Source organism: Persicitalea jodogahamensis, from assembly GCF_014651615.1.
In the GTDB taxonomy this organism is placed as follows: Bacteria; Bacteroidota; Bacteroidia; order Cytophagales; family Spirosomataceae; genus Persicitalea; species Persicitalea jodogahamensis.
The window spans coordinates 700,218-719,086 of record NZ_BMXF01000004.1; the positions used below are offsets into that span (position 1 = coordinate 700,218).

An 18,869-nucleotide genomic window follows, 5' to 3' on the forward strand; every position below is an offset into this window, starting at 1 on the left:
GGCGGTGTAGTTTATAGTAAGCCCAGGTCGACGATTAGAAATCCATAAAACCGATAATGGCATTTTTTAGCCACTGACATGATACGAAGAGCTTTTCTAAAAACGGCGTTACCTATGCCGCTCCTGTTGGGAAGGGCTTCGGCCAGTTCGGAAGTAATGAGCGTGCGGGGTCAGATGATGGCCAGTGAGATGGGCATGACCCTGGCCCACGAACACGTTATGGTTGATTTTGTGGGGGCAGACAAAATTTCCGATGAGCGCTGGGCCAGGAAAGAGATCATAAAAAAAGTAGTTCCTTATTTGATTCTTGCCAGGCAAAGGGGGGTGAAGACCCTACTGGACTGTACCCCGGCTTTTCTGGGCCGTGACGTAAAATTGCTTCGAGAAATCTCGCTCGAATCTAAGCTGAACATTATCACCAATACGGGGTATTACGGAGCCGTAGATAACAAGTACCTGCCCCCCTGGGCCTTCACCGAAACAGAGACCCAACTGGCTGCCCGCTGGATTTATGAATTTAACGAGGGAATAGAGGGGACCGGGATAAAGCCCGGATTCATAAAAATTGGCGTGAACAGTGGCAGCCTTTCAAAACTGCATCAGAAACTAGTACGAGCCGCCGCTCTAACCCATCTCGCCACCGGACTGACTATCTGTTCACACACAGGCCCTGCCCTACCCGCCTTTGAAGAAATCGAGCTATTGAAGGAAATGGGAGTCCATCCTAGTGCCTTTGTGTGGGTACACGCCCAGGCAGAAACGGACAGAAGCTACTACCTCAAAGCTGCCCGGCAGGGAGGCTGGGTAAGCCTGGACGGGATGGGCTGGGGAAAATTCGAAGAATACGCGGAATCGCTTGTCCTCTTGAAAAAACATGAATTACTATCCAAAGTACTGGTATCCCACGATGCGGGCTGGTATCGCCCCGGCGAACCCGATCCGATGGGTAGTTTTGCGGGCTATACCAACATCTTTGACCGCGTGTGGCCGTTGTTGAAGAGGAAAGGTTTCACCGACTCAGATTTCCAGCAACTGCTCGTTCAAAATCCCGCATCGGCATTCTCCATAAGCATTCGCAAATTTTAAGAAAAAAGCCCCGTCAGAAATATTCTGACGGGGCTTTTCTAGAATTTAGCGCTGGCACAATGGCTTGCGTGCTCAGAAAATTATTTTCCAGCCTGTGGGGTGTACAGGTTGAAGAACTGATCCAGCTTAGGCGTAATGATAATCTCAGTACGACGGTTCAGGTTACGGCTTTCCTTAGAACCGTTGTCAACCTTGGGCAGATATTCGCCCCGGCCACCGGCAATCATCCGGCTGGCGTCAACGCCATACTTGGATTGCAATGTGCGAACCACAGAAGTAGCACGCTTAACACTCAAATCCCAGTTGTCCTGCAGATTTCCGCTGCGGTAAGGCACGTTATCCGTGTGGCCTTCCACCAGAATATCGATCTGCTTGTAGTCATTCAGAATCTTGGCCACTTTGCTAAGTACATTCTCAGCTTGTGCGGTTAGGTCATAGCTACCGAAATTGAACAGCATCTTGTCAGAGAGAGAGACATAAACTACCCCTTTCTTCACTTCGATTTGCACGTCTTCATCGCTAACATCCTGCAATGACCGCTTCAGGTTCATTACCAGCGCCATGTTCAGTGAGTCTTTGCGCTGGATGCTGCTGTTCAGGTCGCGAATGTAGTTTCCCTGGTTGTTCATCACATCCATGGACTTTTTAATGCTCTCAGCTCCTTCCTTACTGATGACGGAAAGGTCGGACATGCGATCAAGCAAGGCGTTGTTGTTCTTTTTCATAAAGTCCAGCTGATCCTGCAATTCCTTCACCTTCGCATTTTTTCCATCCAGATCAGTCTGGGTGGTGCGTAGGTCCGTGTTCAGCTTCGCTACTTTGCCGTCGCAGTCGCTAAGGTCAGTTCTTACTTTGTCGAGTTGGAGTTGAATTTGATCCCGTTCATTCTGGACGGCCAGCATTTTTTTCTTACTGGCGCAGGAGCCCAGTGTGAAAAGGATGGCAATGGCTACGATGGTCTTTTGCATGGTATTAGTGAGTTTTAAAGAAATTGGATTGAGGTTTACAAACTGTTAAAATACGGTACGAAAGGACAACGCCTTGATTTAAAGCTCGGCTGATTTCAAACCGCAAAATTAGTGTTGTTTAACCAAAAAGAAGAATTAATTCCTAAAATACTCAAAAATAACGTGCCATTGGAACAACAAAGTGGAGCACAGACCGTCAGGAAACGGTTTTCCGGTCGTATCCAAAGTACCCCACATCACCATCCAGCCACCCGAAGTAGGTGTGTTCCCATAAGGTCCATGCTAATAAGGCATGGACCAATACGGACTGCGGTGCATGACCATGCTGTCGCGCATGTGTTCCCATATCATCTTATCGTATTGATCATTATTGATCTTCTTACCCTTCATTTTTCTTGGAAGTTCGATAGCCTCGCCCACGGGTTTCATTTCAATGTTGGTCGCCGTGATCAACACATCGCCGTCGTTCATGTCCAGCTCCAAAATGGCACCGGGAAGCCCAAAGTACTGCCCGGGCCCCACGGGAATCGGCAGGTCATGCGCAAACCAGGCTTCCACTTTCAGTTTTTTGATAGTGTCCTCCGCCATAGCCAGCATACAAACGTGCCCGTTGATGTCTTTGATTTTATTCATCACCTTCCACTTGGGTGTTTTCAGAGAATCCTCGATCAGGTACGTTTTGCCCAGCATCTCAATCAGCTCGATTTTTTTCTCCCTGTCAAAATCCCGAAAAATCAGGTATTCGTCATTTTGCCAACTATATCTGCCGTCATCGCTCACAGATTGGTCGCTCTCGTACGTGTATTTACTTTGGGATGGGGTAAAGAACAGCTTCATCTTTGTCTTTCTTCCCTCATCGTCATTACCCCAGGTTAACTTTATCCGGTCTTTCTCTTCCTGACTCAAAAAGTCAAGTTTAGCGTAGATGCTTGACCAGTGAATCACCTGTTCGTAGGTGATGATACCCTCCGATTCCTGGCCAATGGCCGGGACCGTCAGGAAAAAAAATAAAAAAGCAAGGATTTGTTTCATTGTTGTAAATGGCCTGGTGAAAAAGAGTGATGAAAGATGAGTGAAGCGATTAGACACATATAACACTCACCGCTGGTACTTTAGAATCAGAAATACCCCCGACGCCGGACGCTGCCGGTAACGCCCCGCATGTTGTAGGTAAAGCTCAGCATAAAGTACCGCGCCAGAGTACTCACCTGCTCGGTGGTCACGAAATTCTGGGAGGCAAACTGGCGGATTCCCTGGTTCTGATTAAACACATCGTAGGCCGAAAGCCGGACTTCGCCTTTCTTGCTTTTCAGCATAATTTTGTACAGGGACATGTTCAAAATCGGCTGTGCGCGATTGAACCCAAAACGATCATTAACGTAGGTGTTGAGGTTAAACCGGCTCGAAAAATAGATTTCTGCCGGGAATTTGACATTCATCTCCGCTCCGTACGAATTATTATAAATCTGCTGGTTCTGGCTTGTGTTCACCGAGTATTTCGTGTTGGTGACGGACCAGTTACCGTTTAAATAAAACGTGAATTTATCGCTGGGTGTCAAACTCAGGTTCGTCGCGAATCGGTAGCCGTTCGAATTGGTTCGGTTCAGGATGTCATTGACGTAGATCAAATTTTTATTGGCGTTCAATGAGCCATTGAGGTTGAGGGTTGCCTTCGTTTTCTTCAACGGGAAACCGTAGTTCAAGTATAGGCCCGTATTCGAACCACCCGTGATATTGACGGGCCGCGATCGGGTGACCAGGTTTTCGTCTACCTGCTGGTTATACACCACCTGGTTCACCCGGTAATTGTAGTAAATATTTCCAAAAAACTGGGTGAAACTGGCCGAGTTGAAATACTGGTAGCCCGCGTTCACATTGTGTGAGGACTCCGGTATCAGGTTAGGATTCCCTTCGGTAATGTAGAGTGGGTTGCTATTATCGACTATGGGCTGCAGATCCCGGATATTGGGTTCGTTGACGCTCATGCTGTAGCTGAGATTGAGGTTGCGATTGTTTTTCAAATCGTAACGCACATTCCCATTGGGCGTAATGAAACTGAACTGCCGGTCTATGCGGGTCAGAGTAGACGATAGTTTTGAATTCTTAAAGTCCCCCTGCAGGTCAAACTGCAGGGCCGCCGCGCCCAGCGAAACGTTCAAACCTTTATTCGAATAACGAAAGCTGGTTCCCAGACGGTTGTAGAGAAAATTATTGGTGTAGTAGCGGCTCAGCTGGTTATTGGGTATGAAGGTGTTGTTGTCTATGTTCACGTCGAAAACTTCGCGGTTGACCTCATCCTGCCGCAAGCTGAAATTATAGAAGGTTTCCCAGAAATAGTGCTTGGCGAACGGCTGGATATAGAGTAGGCTGGCCTTCAATTGGGTGCGAAGACTATTGGTTTCATTGGTTTGATTGATCCTGAGGGTACTGTCCGGCTCGTTTTCGTTGTAGAAAACATTGGTGGAGCGTTGGTTCGACTCACCGTCGGAATTGTTGATGTTGTAGCCTACGCTAGCCGAAAAGTTGCGCCCCTTTGTCTTGAATTTGTGGCGAAACAGGGCCGTGTTGCCCATGGAAAACGAATTGAAAAGACTGGTGTTGTCAAGATCCGACTCGGTGGCCAGTTGGGTGAGATCACCGGAGGCGTTGCTCCGGTAAAATTCCTGGTCGCTAACATAACGCGAGTTTCCGCTGCCAAAACGGGCATTACTTATGATCACCAACGTGTTAAGCGAGTCGATCTTTTGTTCGAGCCGAACTCCTCCCCGGTGGTTGGCATTCAGATTATTGCGGCTGTTGGCATCTTCCCGGCGGAAACTACTGGCAGCCAAGATGCTCTCGCGGGACGAGAAAGCGTCCTGCATTTTGTCCGTCTGGTTAAAGTAGTAGTTGGTGCTGAACAGGGTTTTCTTGTTGTCGTAATTATAGTTGACGCCCCCCACCCAGTTTTTGGTAAAGCCTTGCTCAGGCCGCCCTCCCGCCGAAATGGTCAGGCTTTCGGCATCGTCATTACCACTATAGAAGATGATCCCCCCGCCGTTGCTGAAGCCAAAATCGCCGTCGTCGCCCCAGTTATAGGACTGGCTTCCCCGAAAGTCCTGATAGTCGTCCCATGAAAGACCCGTTTGGTTGGTATTGTTTCCCAAACCAACTACCGCAAACTGCTGCTTGTCGTTGAATCGGTTGTAGTTTACTTTCGCCTCCACGCGATCCTTGGTACCTGCCCCCACGGTGGCCTTACCAAATCCGCCTTTCTTGTGGCTTTCTTTTAGTTCAAGATTAAGGTTTTTTTCCTTCTTGCCGTCATCTACCCCCGTCAGCCGGGCTTGTTCCGATTTGCTGTCGTACACCTGCACTTTGTTGATGGCTTCTGCGGGAAGATTTTTGGTGGCCATCTTCACATCGCCGCCGAAAAATCGCTTGCCATCCACGGTGACGCGCTGTACTTCCTGTCCCTGCGCCCGTACGGTTCCATCTTGCTCGACCTGCATTCCCGGCAATCGGCGCAGCAGATCTTCCACCGTCGAGCCCGGTGGCACCTTGAATGAACTGGCGTTGTACTCGACTGTATCGCCCCGGATACTGAGCGGGGCGCGGGCCGTTTTGATGACCACCTCAAAAAGATCCTGGTTCAGGATCTTTAGCTTGACGCTCCCGACATCCACGACTTCGTTTTCCTTGGGTTCGATTGGGATGTCTTCGGGAATATAGCCGACGTAGGAGATTTTCAGAATGTACGAGCCGCGTTTGATATTCTTGAATTCCAACTGACCCTCCTCGTCGGAGCGATTGTAATTGACCAGCGCGGAGTCTTTGGGGGCCAGCAGCATGACCGTCGCACCTGGCAATGCGACCCCGGCCGTGTCCACAACTGTGCCTTTAATGGTGATTCGACCGGAGTTTTGGGCCTGAACGGCCACAGCCACTACGGAAAGCAGGAGCGGGAGCAGGAGTTTTTTCAAGAGAGCGGAGTAGGTTTAGGAGTGAATTGTTGTTTGAGTTCATAGGGACCTATTTTAACAAGGTCTTCTTTTTTGGTAAAAGGTTGCAAAGACCCGTGTTAAAATTCCTTAAAGGTAAACTATCTAATTAGTTTAAACAAACGACTAATCATACTTTTCCAAAAATAAAGAATAATTTATTATACAACTTACTTATATAATTTTTTTCACAAAAAAAGGATGATGCCTGATAACCAGGCATCATCCTTCTGAAGAATTGAATAGGTATGTTTTCGCCAGTACCCTACTTAGGAAGTCTACCAGCGAACCAGCGCGGAACCCCACGTGAAGCCGCTCCCAAAAGCCGCCAGACAAACTAAATCTCCCTCCTTGATTTTCCCTGCTTCCCAGGCTTCACACAGAGCGATAGGAATGGAGGCGGCGGTGGTATTGCCATATTTCTGGATATTGTTCCAAACCTGGTCGTCGCGCAGTCCAAGCTTTTGCTGTACATACTGACTGATACGCAGATTGGCCTGATGCGGAATGAGCATATCGATGTCGCTGGCTTGCAGATTGGTTTTTTCCAAAGCCTCCTTGATCACTTCGGGAAATTTCACGACGGCATTCTTAAACACGAGTTGGCCTTCCATATTAGGATACACGTTTTTGCGTTCAAGTAATTCTGGGTAGATAAAAATCTCTCCGTATTCCTCATCCGGATAGCCAAAATTTTCCTTTCCCAAATGGTATCCGCCGTGGCTGCCGGGATTCAGCATCGCCAGTTGCTCGGCATGGGTGCCATCAGAGTGCAGGTGGGTTGTCAGAATCCCCTGCCCTTCTTCCTGGGTAGGTTGCAGAACGACCGCTCCTGCCCCGTCGCCAAAAATCACGGTCACGTTGCGACCGCGAGTATCGAACTCCAGTCCCATCGAGTGCATTTCGGAGCCAACTAGCAGGATATTTTTGTACATTCCGGTCTTGATGAACTGATCCGCTACGGAAAGTCCGTAAATAAACCCTGAACATTGATTGCGGATGTCCAATGCCCCGATCTCCGTTTTGGTAATGCCCAGCTCGCGCTGCAAAAGCACACCGCAGCCAGGAAAATAATAGTCGGGGCTGAGGGTGGCAAAAATGATAAAATCCACGTCTTCCCGGCTGATGCCCGCCCGCTCGATCGCGATTTCCGAGGCCCGGGCAGCCATGGTCGTGGTAGTTTCCTCATGTTTTTTGGCGTAGCGACGTTCCTTGATGCCGGTTCGCTCCTGGATCCATTCATCTGACGTTTCCATCACCTTGGTCAGGTCATGGTTGGTTACTACCTGTTCGGGAACGTAATAGCCGATTCCGGCTACCTTTGTGTTAAATGACATAGGTACTCTTAGTTAATGGCTGAAAAATGGCAGCATTCCTGAGCGGAAGCACACCCTTTATATTTTTATGAAAAGAATTGGATTGATTTCAGATACTCATGGCTACCTCGACGAAGCCGTTTTTGACCATTTTAAGGCTTGCGACGAGATCTGGCATGCCGGGGACATTGGAACCGGCGAAATTATTACAAAGCTGGAAGCTTTCAAGCCGCTCCGCGCTGTTTCGGGTAATATCGATGGACAATCCATCAGGGCCATGGTTCCCGAAAATCAACATTTCGAAGTAGAAGGGGTTCATATTTGGATTACCCACATCGGGGGGTATCCGCCGCGCTACAATCCGCAGGTACGCCCTGCCCTGCGGGCCCAGACGCCCGATATTTTCGTATGCGGCCATTCACACATTCTGCGCGTCATGCGTGATCCGGCTCTATCTAATATGCTCTACCTCAATCCCGGTGCCGCGGGAAAGGAAGGTTTTCACAAAATGCGGACGCTGCTGCGATTTTCTATCGAATCCGGGAAAGTCAAAGACATGGAAGTTGTCGAGTTGGGGCTACGTGGAGCGATTAAAGATTAAGGGGCAGGAGTTTAATAAAAAACAAAACTCCTGACTGACCTACGGCATTGTAATTTTCTCAATTCCTTTCGACCGACACAAGACGTTGAAGGCATATATATCCTCCACCAGCTTCTCTTTCTCGGCATTCAGCTTATCCCATTGACCGTCCAGCTCGGCGATTCGCTGCTTTTGGCCATTAGTCACGATAGGTACATTGGAATCCAGTTCGCCGCGAACGAAAATGTAGTCAGCGCTAAGCATATTCAAAAAATTGATAACGTCGTCGTTGGATTCCGATTTATTCTGCACCAGTTTATCTTCCCAGGTTTTCATCTTTTTCACCAAAGCCTTTGCTGTGTCTGCCACAACTTTTTGCGCGGGCTTTTCTGCCAGCAAGGAAGCTAGTTCGGAAATCTGCTTTCTGGCTTTGCGCATGTCCAGTACCGACTTGTGGATTTCCTTCACTTTATCTTCTACCAAAGTCAGGACACGTTGCTGTTCGGCGTAATCGGCCGTGGTAGCTTCAATGCGAGGATCGGGCAGAATGGTAAAGTCGGTGGATCGGGTGGAATCCCGGTAGGTGAGCCTTGCCGTGAATTTTCCCGGCGCGACTTTGTGCCCGTCGTAGCTCCCCTCGATGAAAACCTTGGGGACACCGGGCATCGTTTCGGCCCGCATATCCCACACGAAGCGGTTCAGTCCGCCTTTCATCGGCAGCAAGTCATCTGCCGAGGGACCACCGGGATAGGTCTCGAATTCCTCGTCTTCTTTGCTGCTGTATTCACGGACGAGATTTCCCTGTCCATCCATGATTTCCAGTTTCATGGCCTGACTGGTATCGGGAGCCGCTGGCAGCTTGTAATAAATGACCACGCCCGTAGCCGGGTTGTCGCCTACCATGGAATTCTTGACCGGAAGAAGATCGTCCTTACCCTCTACCTTGTCCAGGGCCGAACGGCCGGAGACACGGTAAGCGTCCTCGGGTGTGTACACCCAAAGACCATCCTTCGCAATATTTTGGTTGTATTGCCGCAGCGGAGCCAAATCATCCAGAATCCAGATCGAGCGGCCCATGGTGGCGGCAATCAGGTCGCTGTGGTGTACTTTAAGGTCAGTGATCGGCGTCACTGGCAGATTTAGTTGAAAATTCTGCCAACTTTTTCCTCCATCGTAGGAAAGGTACAATCCCGTTTCGGTGCCAGCGTACAGTAAGCCTTTCCGTTGGTCGTCTTCGCGGATGACGCGCGTGTAGGCACCGTCGGGAATCCCCTCATTGATTTTTGTCCAGGATTTTCCGTAATCGGTCGTTTTGTAAAGCGAAGGTGCGAAATCGTTGAATTTGTAACGCGTTGTAGCGATGTAGGCCGTGGCTTTGTCGTGGGGCGATACCTCGATGCAATTCACGAGCGTTTCATTCATTCCCTTTGGGGTAACGTTGGTCCAGGTTTGGCCGTTATCGCGTGTGAGGTGAACCAGCCCGTCGTCGCTTCCCGCCCAGAAAACGCCCGCTTCATCCGGCGCCTCCACTAGGTACGAAATCGTGGCGTAATTTTCGCCGCCCGCGCCTTCATTGGTGTACGGCGCACCGCCCAGCCCCAGTTTGGCGGTGTCGGCCCGGGTCAGGTCGGGCGATAGTTCGGTCCAGGTTTTCCCCAGATCAGTTGTTTTCAAAACTTTATTTCCGGCATGGTAGAAGGCTTTTTCCCGCCGGGAGTAGATGATCGGCGCGTTCCAGTTGAAACGGTACTTCATATCCTTCGCCTGCACCGACTGGTACTGGATTGGCGAAATCATCACCCCCTTCCCTTCTCTGGTTTCGAGGTTCAATAGTTCAATGGTTCCCTGGTAACTACCCCCCATTACGTACTTGGGTGCGTCGGGATCAAAGGCAAGGAATGCACTTTCGCCACCAGCCGAGGGGTCCCAGTCGCTTTCGGTGATTCCGCTCCCCGTGGTGCTACGGCTGGCGATCATTACGGAAGAGTTGTCCTGCTGGCCGGCATAGATGCGATAGGGAAAAAGATTGTCCACGCTGAGCCGGTAGAATTGAGCAGTGGGCATGCCATTTTGGTACGAAAAAGTCTCGCCGCCATTGAAGCTGACGGCCGCACCGCCGTCGTTCGACAGCACCATGTTTTTATTGTTACCGGGATTGATCCAGAGGTCGTGGTGATCGCCGTGGGTTTTGCTGAAAACCCGGCTGAATGTTTTGCCGCCATCAATCGATTTGAGGGCGGGAGAGTTAAGGACATATACGGTGTTCTCGTCTTTGGGGTCGGCCAATATCTCGATGTAGTACCAGGCGCGCTGAACCGTCCGGTGGTCTTTACTCACGCGTTCCCAACTTTTGCCCGCATCATCCGAGCGAAAAACACCCCCCTGCTCCTTCTCGCTGTCGGACTCGATCAGGGCAAAAACACGCTCAGGGTTGGCTCGCGACACCGAGATTCCCATTTTTCCCATCTCCTGGGGTAAGCCTTTATCCAGTTTTGTCCAGGTTTCGCCCGCGTCAGTTGACTTATAGAGACCGCTGCCCTTGCCACCGCTGACCATCTGCCAGGGCAGGCGGCGATGATCCCACATCGCCGCGTACAGGATGCGCGGGTTGGTCATGTCCATGCTCATATCCGCGCAACCAGAATTCTCATCGACGTACAGGGTTTTCTGCCAATTTTTGCCACCGTCCGTCGATTTGTAGACGCCCCGCTCTTCCGTCGGACCGTGGAGAGCGCCCTGCGCTGCGACGTAGACGATGTCAGGGTTTTGCGGGTGAATTCGGATCATGGCAATGTGGCGCGTTTTGTCCAATCCCATCTTCTTCCATGTTTTTCCGGCATCCGTGGATTTATATACGCCATCGCCATAGGAGGTCATCACCCCACGTGGGGCGTGTTCGCCCATGCCTACGAAAACTACGTTCGGATCGGACTCGGACACGGCTACCGCTCCTACCGACGACGTTTTAAAATATGAATCGGACACATTGTTCCACGACACTCCGGCGTCTTCGGTTTTCCATAGACCACCTCCCGTGTTGCCCATGTAGTAAGTGAGCGGGTCACCGACCACGCCGCTGGAAGCTACCGACCGGCCGCCCCGAAATGGGCCGATGTTGCGCCATTTCAGGGCCTGAAATGTTTTGTCCAGGCTGTCTGTGGGAGTTTGCCCCGTTTTTGATTCACTTCTAGCGGCGCCTTTTCTATTTTGTGCGAAGGTATTTCCGCTAAAGAACAGGATAAGGCAGAGGAGTAAGGTTCTTTTCATTAAAGCGAAGATAATTTTTGATTTTTGGCAACCGTAAAAACAAATCTAGGGCTTTTTGGCAAGCAGCCATATCCTTCACCTTGGCCATTCTTTCAAAAAAAACAACTAATTCCTTCGGGCACAGTATTTGGAAATCACCAAAAAACGTACTTTTAGCAAAATTTAAACATCAATAGAATGGACATTTATGTAGGAAGCCTTCCTTTCAAGATGAAGGAAGAGGATTTGCGCGAAACTTTCGAGGAATTTGGCGAGGTGACTTCTGCCAAAATTATCATGGACAAGATGACGCGCCAGAGCAAGGGATTCGGGTTCGTGGAAATGCCCAACGAAGCAGAAGCCAAGTTAGCCATTGAAAAATTGCACGGCCAGGAAATAATGGGCCGGGCATTGATCGTGAACGAGTCGCAGAACACGAAGCGCACCGAAGGTTTTCGTCCGGGTGGCGGACGCCCCGGCGGTGGAGGCGGCAACTACCAGCGCCGCGATGGCGACCGCAACCGGGATCGCCCCAGCCGCGAGGGAGGAGAATTCAAGCGCCGCGACAGGGACGATTTTTGATCGCACCTCTGCCCAAACGACAAGTCCAACAAAAGCCTGAAAGTCGAGCGTTACTTCTGCTCGAGGTTCGGGCTTTTTTCAATTTCTGCCAGCCGCTTCTCCAGCACCACTACATACAGCGTCAGCTCCTCGATCTTTTCCAGCAGTTTGGTGTTGAAGGCCGCAGTTTCCATCCCTTCAGCTACCATGGCTTTTGCGGATGGCAGCCCCGGAAGGTGCTTGTTCTTTTTGACAAAATCTTCTACCTCATTTAGAGGCCGCAACGGGTAGTTTTCATCGAAGACCTTATCAGCCCACTCGGAGGTACTTTGCACCTGGATACGCGGTTTGGTCAGAAGTACCTTGCCGCTGGCGTCGACGGTGAGTACCTGTCCACTGTTCGCAAGGTAGTTTGCCGCCACGCCGGGTAGTTGGACGTGCGTCTGTGAACTACCCAGCACCAGGGTACTTTCCGCGTCGGCAGGTAGTTCTGCCCCCAGGCCTAGAGCAAGGCTTTCATGCTCGTTGAAGTGAAGGAAGGGTTGGTTTTTGATCATCATCGAGTTGTCGTAGGCTAGGAAGTTGATGTTGCCCCGCAGGGTGAAGCGCTGGTTGGGATAGGCCGTACCGATGCCGACTTTGACGTTGGTGGTGTCGCCAAGTACCAGGCCGTCGTTGACGCCAACAACGGCATACGCCCCGAGGGCTGTAGCACGCTGAATATTATCTTTATTTGGGCCTGTTGGGTTGGTAAAAGTACCCAAAAATGTGTTGTTGCTACCGAATGTATTATAGGCTCCAGCTGCATATCCTACGAATGAGTTTGAGCTACCGGTTTTGTTTTGATATCCAGCATAATAGCCCGTAAACGAATTGCCGTTCCCGGTCGTGTTACTGATTCCAGACGTAGCACCCACAAACACGTTATTGGTTCCTGTCGTGTTTTGTCTTCCTGCACCATAACCCAAAAATGCATTGTAGTTTCCCGTAGTGTTTTTGTTTCCAGCAAACGAGCCCAAAAATGAGTTATTAAACCCCGTTGTCTGAGCGTTTCCAGTATTAGAACCTACGAAAGCATTGTAGTTTCCGGTGGTGATAGAAATACCTGCATCTTCGCCGATGAAGACATTTTGGTTGACATTGTCGGCTGCCGGGTAAGTATTGGATGGGCCCATCACTACGTTTGCAGTGCCTGTGCCACCACCAGGCAGACCGGAGGAGGAGAAGGTAAACACGGTGTTCTGGGCGAAGCTCACACGAGAAAGCAAGGCAAGAAGCAGAATACTGCAAAGGTTGATTTTCTGTCGCTGTGTCATACTGGTCGTTTTTAGGGTGGAGTGATACAATTTTAAAAACTGTAAGAGAGGCAGGTTGCCTTAAACGCTAAAAAAGGCTAGAGTTCCTTGAATTGATAGGCGAACCCTATTTAGGAGTTGGTCATGCAGACAATTCAAGTAGCAATCGCTGTATAAAAGTGGCCTCAAAATTTCCAGAGCTGCTTTCTTATTGAAAATTTCTTTGTTTTATTTCTCTTCTTTTTTAGTGTCAGAGATGGCAAGCACGAGTCTGCGCAACTCGTCGACTTCAGCCAGCCTCTTCTCCAGCGCCACTACATAAAGCGTCAGCTCCTCAATCTTCTCCATCTGTTTGGCAATAATCGTCGTCACGTCCACGCCCTCGGCCACCATCACCTCCGCCGAAGGCACTCCGGGCAGGCGTTTGTTCTTCTTGATAAAATCCTCTACTTCGCTCAAAGGACGGAGGGAGTAGTTTGGCTCGAAAACCTTATCAGCCCACTCGGAGGTACTTTGCACGTAGATGCGCGGCCGGGTAAGGATCACTTTGCCTTGGGAATTAACTGTCAGGTACTTTCCAGCGTTATCTTGCCGGGCATATTGGCCAAGTACGAGCCCGGATGCCTCTTTCGACCCGGAAGGGATCTTGACCAGGGTACTTTCGCTGCCCAGCACCAGCGTCTCCTCGGCATCTTTGGGTAGTTCCGCCCCCAAGCCCAGGGCCAGGCTCTCGTATTCGTTGAAGTGAAGGAAGGGTTGGTTTTTGATCATCATCGAGTTGTCGTAGGCCAGGAAGTTGATATTTCCACGTAACGTAAAGCGTTGATTGGGATAGGCTGTGCCGATGCCAACTTTGACGTTGGCCGTATCGCCCAACACCAGGCCGTCGTTAACGGCGACCAAGGAGCGGAAGCCAAGGGCGGTGGCGCGCTGGAGGTTCGCTTTGTTGGCTCCTGTGGCGTCAGCGAAACTACCAATGAAGGAGTTATAGCTACCAGTAATGTTATTGAGTCTAGCAGAAGCCCCTGTGGACGAGTTGTAGTCACCGATAGTGTTCCTGTATCCGGCAGCGTCACCTGTGAACGAGTTATAGCTTCCTGTAGTGTTGCTGTGTCCGGCAGAGGCACCTGCGAAAGAGTTGTTATTACCATTCGTGTTGCTATATCCAGCTGAGATACCCATGAATGAGTTATTATTTCCCCTGGTGTTGCTATATCCTGCCAGGTTCCCCATGAACGAGTTGCTATGGCCGATGGTGTTGCTGTATCCAGACTCGCCCCCCAAAAAGGCGTTATTGTCCCCGGTGGTGTTGGAGCGTCCGGCGAAGTTTCCCGTGAATGAGTTATTACTGCCAATGGTATTACTGTATCCAGACTCGTTACCCGTGAATGAGTTTTTACTACCGGTGGTGTTGGAGCGTCCGGCGAAGTTTCCCATAAATGAGTTGTTGCTGCCCGTGGTGTTGGTGGCTCCGGCCTGCCTGCCCATAAATGAGTTAAAACTGCCAGTGGTGTTGTAGGTTCCGGCCTGAAAGCCCAAGATCAAGTTGTATTCACCGCTAGTATTGTCAGACCCAGCGCTGCTGCCCATAAAGGTATTGCCGCGGCCAGTATTAAGACGTCCAGCCATGAACCCCACAAAAGTGTTGTAATCACCAGAGAAGTTGCTATATCCGGCCTTGTCGCCCATAAAAGTATTGCCAAAGCCAGAAAAGTTTGAGTATCCAGCTTCATATCCTACAAACGAGTTGCTAGCGCCGGTTTGGTTACCGTGTCCGGCTGAGTTTCCCATAAACGTGTTGAAGTTACCGGTGGAGTTAGCGTACCCAGCAAAGGCGCCGGTGAACAAATTGCTACTTCCGGTAGTGTTATACAATCCGGCAAAAAAACCCACAAACGTGTTGTTGTTTCCGATAGTACTGCTGCGTCCGGCACCAAAGCCGAGAAAGGAGTTGCCACCACCTGTGGTGTTGGAGAATCCCGCATGGGACCCTATAAACGAGTTATTACCACCAGTGGTGTTTTCTACACCGGCGTTTTTCCCAACAAAGGTGTTAGCATTGCCGGTGAAACTGGTAGAATACGAGTTAGACGGTCCTATTAGGACATTATCGATACCCTTGCCAGCGATAGTCGTCGATGTGGTCAGTACCGTGTTCTGGGCGAAGGCCGAATGAGCTGCCAGCCACAGCAGCAAAATTCGTGGCAAAAAGGTGGGGGTCAGTCTCATAAGGAATGGGGTTAAGTCCGTGAGATAATGGAGTCTGGAGGCATTTCCCCCAAAAATAGCGATTCCCCCGTCGCCGCGCTAGAGCTTTCAAGTAAGCGGTACCCACTTTTGAGTGATCGGTCGCTTGGGCCGTACAATTGCAATCCTCCCACTTATTTCCAAACTTTGACCCAACCAATCTTTCGCCCAAAATCCGACATGAAGAAAGCCATACTGCTGCTGCTTATTTCCATCGCTTTTATCCAAACAAAAACTACCCACGCCCAAACCAAACCCGAATTCCTGCGCCTGAATGCCCCGCAGCAAGCCTGGGTTGATTCGGTGTTCCAAAGCCTCACACCCGACGAGCGCATCGCGCAGCTCATCATGGTGGCGGCGACCTCAGATGTCAAGCGGTCGCTTATTGGCACAGAACGCAGCAATCCGGACTACGTCAGGAAATTGATTCAGGAAAACAAAGTCGGCGGGGTAGTTTTCTTTCAGGGGGGGCCGGTGCCGCAGGCGCGGCTGACCAACGAGTTCCAAGCGCTCTCGAAGGTACCTCTGCTGGTAGCAATGGACGCTGAGTGGGGGCTGGCCATGCGTATCGACAGCACGGTGCGCTATCCGTACCAGATGACGCTGGGTGCCATGCAGGGCCACGATGATCTGATTTTCGACATGGGCGCGCAGCTGGCCCGTCAGGCCAAACGGTTGGGTGTACACGTCAACTTTGCGCCGGTGGCCGACGTCAATAATAACCCCAACAACCCGGTCATCAATTTCCGGTCATTTGGTGAGAACAAGTACCGCGTGGCAGAAAAGGCGCTGGCTTACATGAAGGGCATGCAATATAATGGCCTGCTCACCAGTGCCAAGCACTTCCCCGGACACGGCGACACGGGTACCGACTCGCACTACGACCTGCCCCTGATTCCCAAGACGCTCGCCCAACTGGACTCCCTGGAACTGTATCCATTCAGAGTGTTGGTGGATAATGGTCTGGCGGGCACCATGATCGCCCACCTGAGCATACCGGCTCTGGACAATACGCCCAATCTGCCCTCTACCCTATCCAAGCCCATCGTAACCAAGCTATTGCAGGACGACTTGGGCTTTAAGGGCTTGATTTTCTCCGACGCCATGAACATGAAGGGCGTGACCAAGTACTTCTCCGACGGCAAGGCTGACGCGATGGGCCTGGAAGCGGGCATGGACCTGCTGGAATTTACCGAAGATGTACCGAAGGCCATTGCCGAAATCAAGAAGTCGATCGCTGCCGGTGACATTACCCAGGCCGACATCAACGCGCGTTGCTACAAGGTACTTCAGGCAAAAGCCTGGGCCGGCCTCGACAATTTTCAGCCTATCAAACTGGAAAACCTTTATGAAGACCTTAACCCCGCCGCTGCCGACCTCACCAACCGTCTTCTGACTGAGAAGGCTCTCACGGTACTGAAAAACGATAGCAACCTCCTGCCCCTGCGCCGTCTGGACAGTCTGAAGATTGCCGCCATATCCCTTGGGGCTGATTCCATCACCACTTTCCAGAAGACGCTGAACCTTTACACCACCATCGACGCCTACAGCATTCCGACCAAACCGAGCGCGTCGCAATTGGCCGCGCTGGATGCCAAGATCAAGGAATACGATCTGCTGCTGGTCGGCGTGCATCAATACAGCATCTCGCCCCGCACCAATTTTGGTATGACCCCCGAGATGACGGCCACGCTGGACAAACTGCTCGCTACAGGCAAAGCCGCCGTCACACTCTTTGGAAATCCTTACGTGCTGAATAAAATCGACCGTCCCGAGCGGGCCAAAGCCATTGTGATGGCTTACCAACTCACTCCCTACACCGAGGACCTGTCCGCTCAGTTGATCTTTGGCGCTATTCCCGCCGAAGGGCGGCTGCCCGTGACCGTCAACGCACAATTTCCGTACGGCACGGGCCTGAGCACACCCGACCTGAAACGCCTGAAATACACGATCCCCGAAGAAGTGGGGCTTGATTCAAAGTGGATCACCTTCAAGATTGACTCCATCGCCAACTACGCCATCGCCCAGAAAGCCACGCCGGGTTGCGTGGTGCAACTTGCTAAGGACGGCAAGGTGTTTTTCCGGAAAGCGTACGGCAAGCATACTTACGAAGGCAATGAGCCTGTCAAGATTAACGATCTCTACGATTTTGCTTCTGTTACCAAAGTAACCGCCTCCACTCTGGCCTTACTCAGCTTATACGATCAGAAGAAATTCGACCTCGACGCCACGATGAAGGACTACCTGCCCTTCCTCAAAAAATCCAACAAGGCCGACCTTCCCTGGCGCAAGGTACTTACCCACAGCGCCCGGTTAAAATCATGGATTCAGTTCTGGCGCGAGGCGCAGAAGCCCGACGGTAGCTGGAAAAAGAACTCCTTCAGCACTACGAAGTCGGACAAGTACCCTACTTCCGTCGTGGGGGATAGTCTGTTTATTCATAAGAACTACAAGAATGTCATCTACAAATCCATTAAGGACTCACCGCTCAATCCCGAAGAGGGCTACGTGTACAGCGATTTGTCGTTCATTCTCTATCCGCAGGTCGTCAAGAATATCACGGGCGTAGACTTTGAGGATTACCTGAAGGAGAACTACTACGAACCCATCGGGGCCAATTCGCTTACTTTCAACCCCAAGCGTTTTTATAAACTGGATCAAATCGTACCGAGTGAGCGTGACACGTTTTTCCGAATGGCCCAACTGCACGGCCAGGTACACGACGAGGGCGCGGCCATGCTGGGTGGCCTCAGCGGCCACGCCGGACTTTTCGGCAATGCCAATGACCTAATGAAGATCATGCAGATGTACCTGCAAAATGGGTACTATGGCGGGAAGCAATACATCAGCCGCGATGCGATGTTTGAGTTCACGCGTTACCAGTTTCCCGAGCTTGGAAGCCGCCGGGGCATCGCCTTCGACAAGCCCAGCTTCCAGTACACCGGCAATGCCCCGCGCTACGCCAGCCCGGCCAGTTTCGGCCATACGGGCTACACGGGCATTATGGTCTGGATGGACCCGGCCTATGACCTGGATTTTGTCTTCCTCTCTAACCGGGTGTACCCTACCCGGGAGAATACGAGATTATATACCCTGAATATAAGGACGTCGATTATGGATGCGGTGTATGAGGGATTAGGGCGAGGGAAGGCGGGGATGTAAGAGGCTGGATAGATCGATAATTCTTCAAGCTCAGTAGGTGCTGACAAATGATCCAACTAATAAAGTGGGTATAAAATGAGCGGTCGGTCTAGAACCTTAATTCTTATGTTATTGGGATTATAATAGTTAAACATTGATTAAGGTGTGATTCTGATCGTAAAGGCAGTTCTTATTATCTTTTGTGATTCAAAAGATAATAATGAATGGGTATATATATAGGGTGGTTAATGTTGCCACACACCGAAAGTTTCGCTCAGTGATGAGCAAAAGTATAAAAAGGAATAATTCAAATACGTAACACCCCGCATTATTTAAATGGGTTTTGTTTAAATAGTATTTCCAAGAAGAACCCCTAACTCCCCTTAGGGGTTCTTCTTGGAAATGGGCGGATTTATACGGCAAGCACCTAAATGCTCATTTAGTTCTCT

11 protein-coding genes are annotated in these 18,869 nt (G+C 50.6%); 4 read left to right on the forward strand and 7 right to left on the reverse strand.

Annotated elements, in window-relative coordinates:
• Positions 1 to 114 precede the first annotated feature (114 nt).
• Positions 115 to 1,086, forward strand: a complete 972-nt coding sequence (locus IE117_RS21245; protein ID WP_229581235.1) for a phosphotriesterase family protein — start codon at positions 115 to 117, stop codon at positions 1,084 to 1,086.
• Positions 1,087 to 1,166: 80 nt separating this feature from the next.
• Here IE117_RS21245 and IE117_RS21250 read toward each other — a convergent pair whose 3' ends face one another.
• The 4 genes from IE117_RS21250 to IE117_RS21265 all read right to left on the reverse strand — a co-directional run bounded on the left by IE117_RS21250 (position 1,167) and on the right by IE117_RS21265 (position 7,371).
• Positions 1,167 to 2,054: an OmpA family protein gene (locus tag IE117_RS21250; RefSeq protein WP_189566918.1), complete on the reverse strand. Its 888-nt coding sequence runs from the start codon at positions 2,052 to 2,054 to the stop codon at positions 1,167 to 1,169.
• 282 nt (positions 2,055 to 2,336) lie between these two features.
• A complete protein-coding gene (locus tag IE117_RS21255) occupies positions 2,337 to 3,086 on the reverse strand; it encodes a GLPGLI family protein (RefSeq protein ID WP_189566920.1) in 750 nt (249 codons plus the stop codon).
• Between the two features lie 86 nt (positions 3,087 to 3,172).
• Complete coding sequence (locus IE117_RS21260; RefSeq protein ID WP_189566922.1) at positions 3,173 to 6,016, reverse strand: outer membrane beta-barrel family protein; 2,844 nt, start codon at positions 6,014 to 6,016, stop codon at positions 3,173 to 3,175.
• A 296-nt stretch (positions 6,017 to 6,312) separates the two neighbouring features.
• A complete protein-coding gene (locus tag IE117_RS21265) occupies positions 6,313 to 7,371 on the reverse strand; it encodes a 3-oxoacyl-ACP synthase III family protein (protein WP_189566924.1) in 1,059 nt (352 codons plus the stop codon).
• Between the two features lie 67 nt (positions 7,372 to 7,438).
• Here IE117_RS21265 and IE117_RS21270 point away from each other — a divergent pair, with 67 nt between their 5' ends.
• Positions 7,439 to 7,951 carry a metallophosphoesterase family protein gene (locus IE117_RS21270; RefSeq protein WP_189566926.1) on the forward strand — a complete coding sequence of 171 codons (513 nt, stop codon included), beginning with the start codon at positions 7,439 to 7,441 and terminating at the stop codon, positions 7,949 to 7,951.
• 39 nt (positions 7,952 to 7,990) lie between these two features.
• Here IE117_RS21270 and IE117_RS21275 read toward each other — a convergent pair whose 3' ends face one another.
• Positions 7,991 to 11,197, reverse strand: a complete 3,207-nt coding sequence (locus IE117_RS21275) for a WD40/YVTN/BNR-like repeat-containing protein (protein WP_189566928.1) — start codon at positions 11,195 to 11,197, stop codon at positions 7,991 to 7,993.
• A 177-nt stretch (positions 11,198 to 11,374) separates the two neighbouring features.
• Here IE117_RS21275 and rbp point away from each other — a divergent pair, with 177 nt between their 5' ends.
• Positions 11,375 to 11,758, forward strand: coding sequence for an RNA-binding regulator (rbp, locus tag IE117_RS21280; RefSeq protein ID WP_189566930.1), 384 nt, complete (start codon positions 11,375 to 11,377; stop codon positions 11,756 to 11,758).
• A gap of 50 nt (positions 11,759 to 11,808) precedes the next feature.
• Here the strand turns inward: rbp and IE117_RS21285 are convergent, their stop codons facing one another.
• Together IE117_RS21285 and IE117_RS21290 are read right to left on the reverse strand one after the other, a co-directional pair.
• Positions 11,809 to 13,053, reverse strand: coding sequence for a hypothetical protein (locus IE117_RS21285; RefSeq protein ID WP_189566932.1), 1,245 nt, complete (start codon positions 13,051 to 13,053; stop codon positions 11,809 to 11,811).
• Between the two features lie 207 nt (positions 13,054 to 13,260).
• Positions 13,261 to 15,261, reverse strand: a complete 2,001-nt coding sequence (locus IE117_RS21290) for an autotransporter outer membrane beta-barrel domain-containing protein (protein WP_189566934.1) — start codon at positions 15,259 to 15,261, stop codon at positions 13,261 to 13,263.
• 198 nt (positions 15,262 to 15,459) lie between these two features.
• Here IE117_RS21290 and IE117_RS21295 point away from each other — a divergent pair, with 198 nt between their 5' ends.
• Positions 15,460 to 18,441, forward strand: coding sequence for a serine hydrolase domain-containing protein (locus IE117_RS21295; protein ID WP_189566936.1), 2,982 nt, complete (start codon positions 15,460 to 15,462; stop codon positions 18,439 to 18,441).
• The last annotated feature ends 428 nt before the right edge of the window (positions 18,442 to 18,869 follow it).

What these genes read in the sequence shown, in the direction of transcription:
- IE117_RS21245 (WP_229581235.1), top strand. Translation starts at nt 115, where the DNA reads ATGCCGCTCCTGTTGGGAAGGGCTTCGGCCAGTTCGGAAGTAATGAGC.
- IE117_RS21250 (WP_189566918.1), bottom strand. Translation starts at nt 2,054, where the DNA reads ATGCAAAAGACCATCGTAGCCATTGCCATCCTTTTCACACTGGGCTCC.
- IE117_RS21255 (WP_189566920.1), bottom strand. Translation starts at nt 3,086, where the DNA reads ATGAAACAAATCCTTGCTTTTTTATTTTTTTTCCTGACGGTCCCGGCC.
- IE117_RS21265 (WP_189566924.1), bottom strand. Translation starts at nt 7,371, where the DNA reads ATGTCATTTAACACAAAGGTAGCCGGAATCGGCTATTACGTTCCCGAA.
- IE117_RS21270 (WP_189566926.1), top strand. Translation starts at nt 7,439, where the DNA reads ATGAAAAGAATTGGATTGATTTCAGATACTCATGGCTACCTCGACGAA.
- IE117_RS21275 (WP_189566928.1), bottom strand. Translation starts at nt 11,197, where the DNA reads ATGAAAAGAACCTTACTCCTCTGCCTTATCCTGTTCTTTAGCGGAAAT.
- rbp (WP_189566930.1), top strand. Translation starts at nt 11,375, where the DNA reads ATGGACATTTATGTAGGAAGCCTTCCTTTCAAGATGAAGGAAGAGGAT.
- IE117_RS21285 (WP_189566932.1), bottom strand. Translation starts at nt 13,053, where the DNA reads ATGACACAGCGACAGAAAATCAACCTTTGCAGTATTCTGCTTCTTGCC.
- IE117_RS21290 (WP_189566934.1), bottom strand. Translation starts at nt 15,261, where the DNA reads ATGAGACTGACCCCCACCTTTTTGCCACGAATTTTGCTGCTGTGGCTG.
- IE117_RS21295 (WP_189566936.1), top strand. Translation starts at nt 15,460, where the DNA reads ATGAAGAAAGCCATACTGCTGCTGCTTATTTCCATCGCTTTTATCCAA.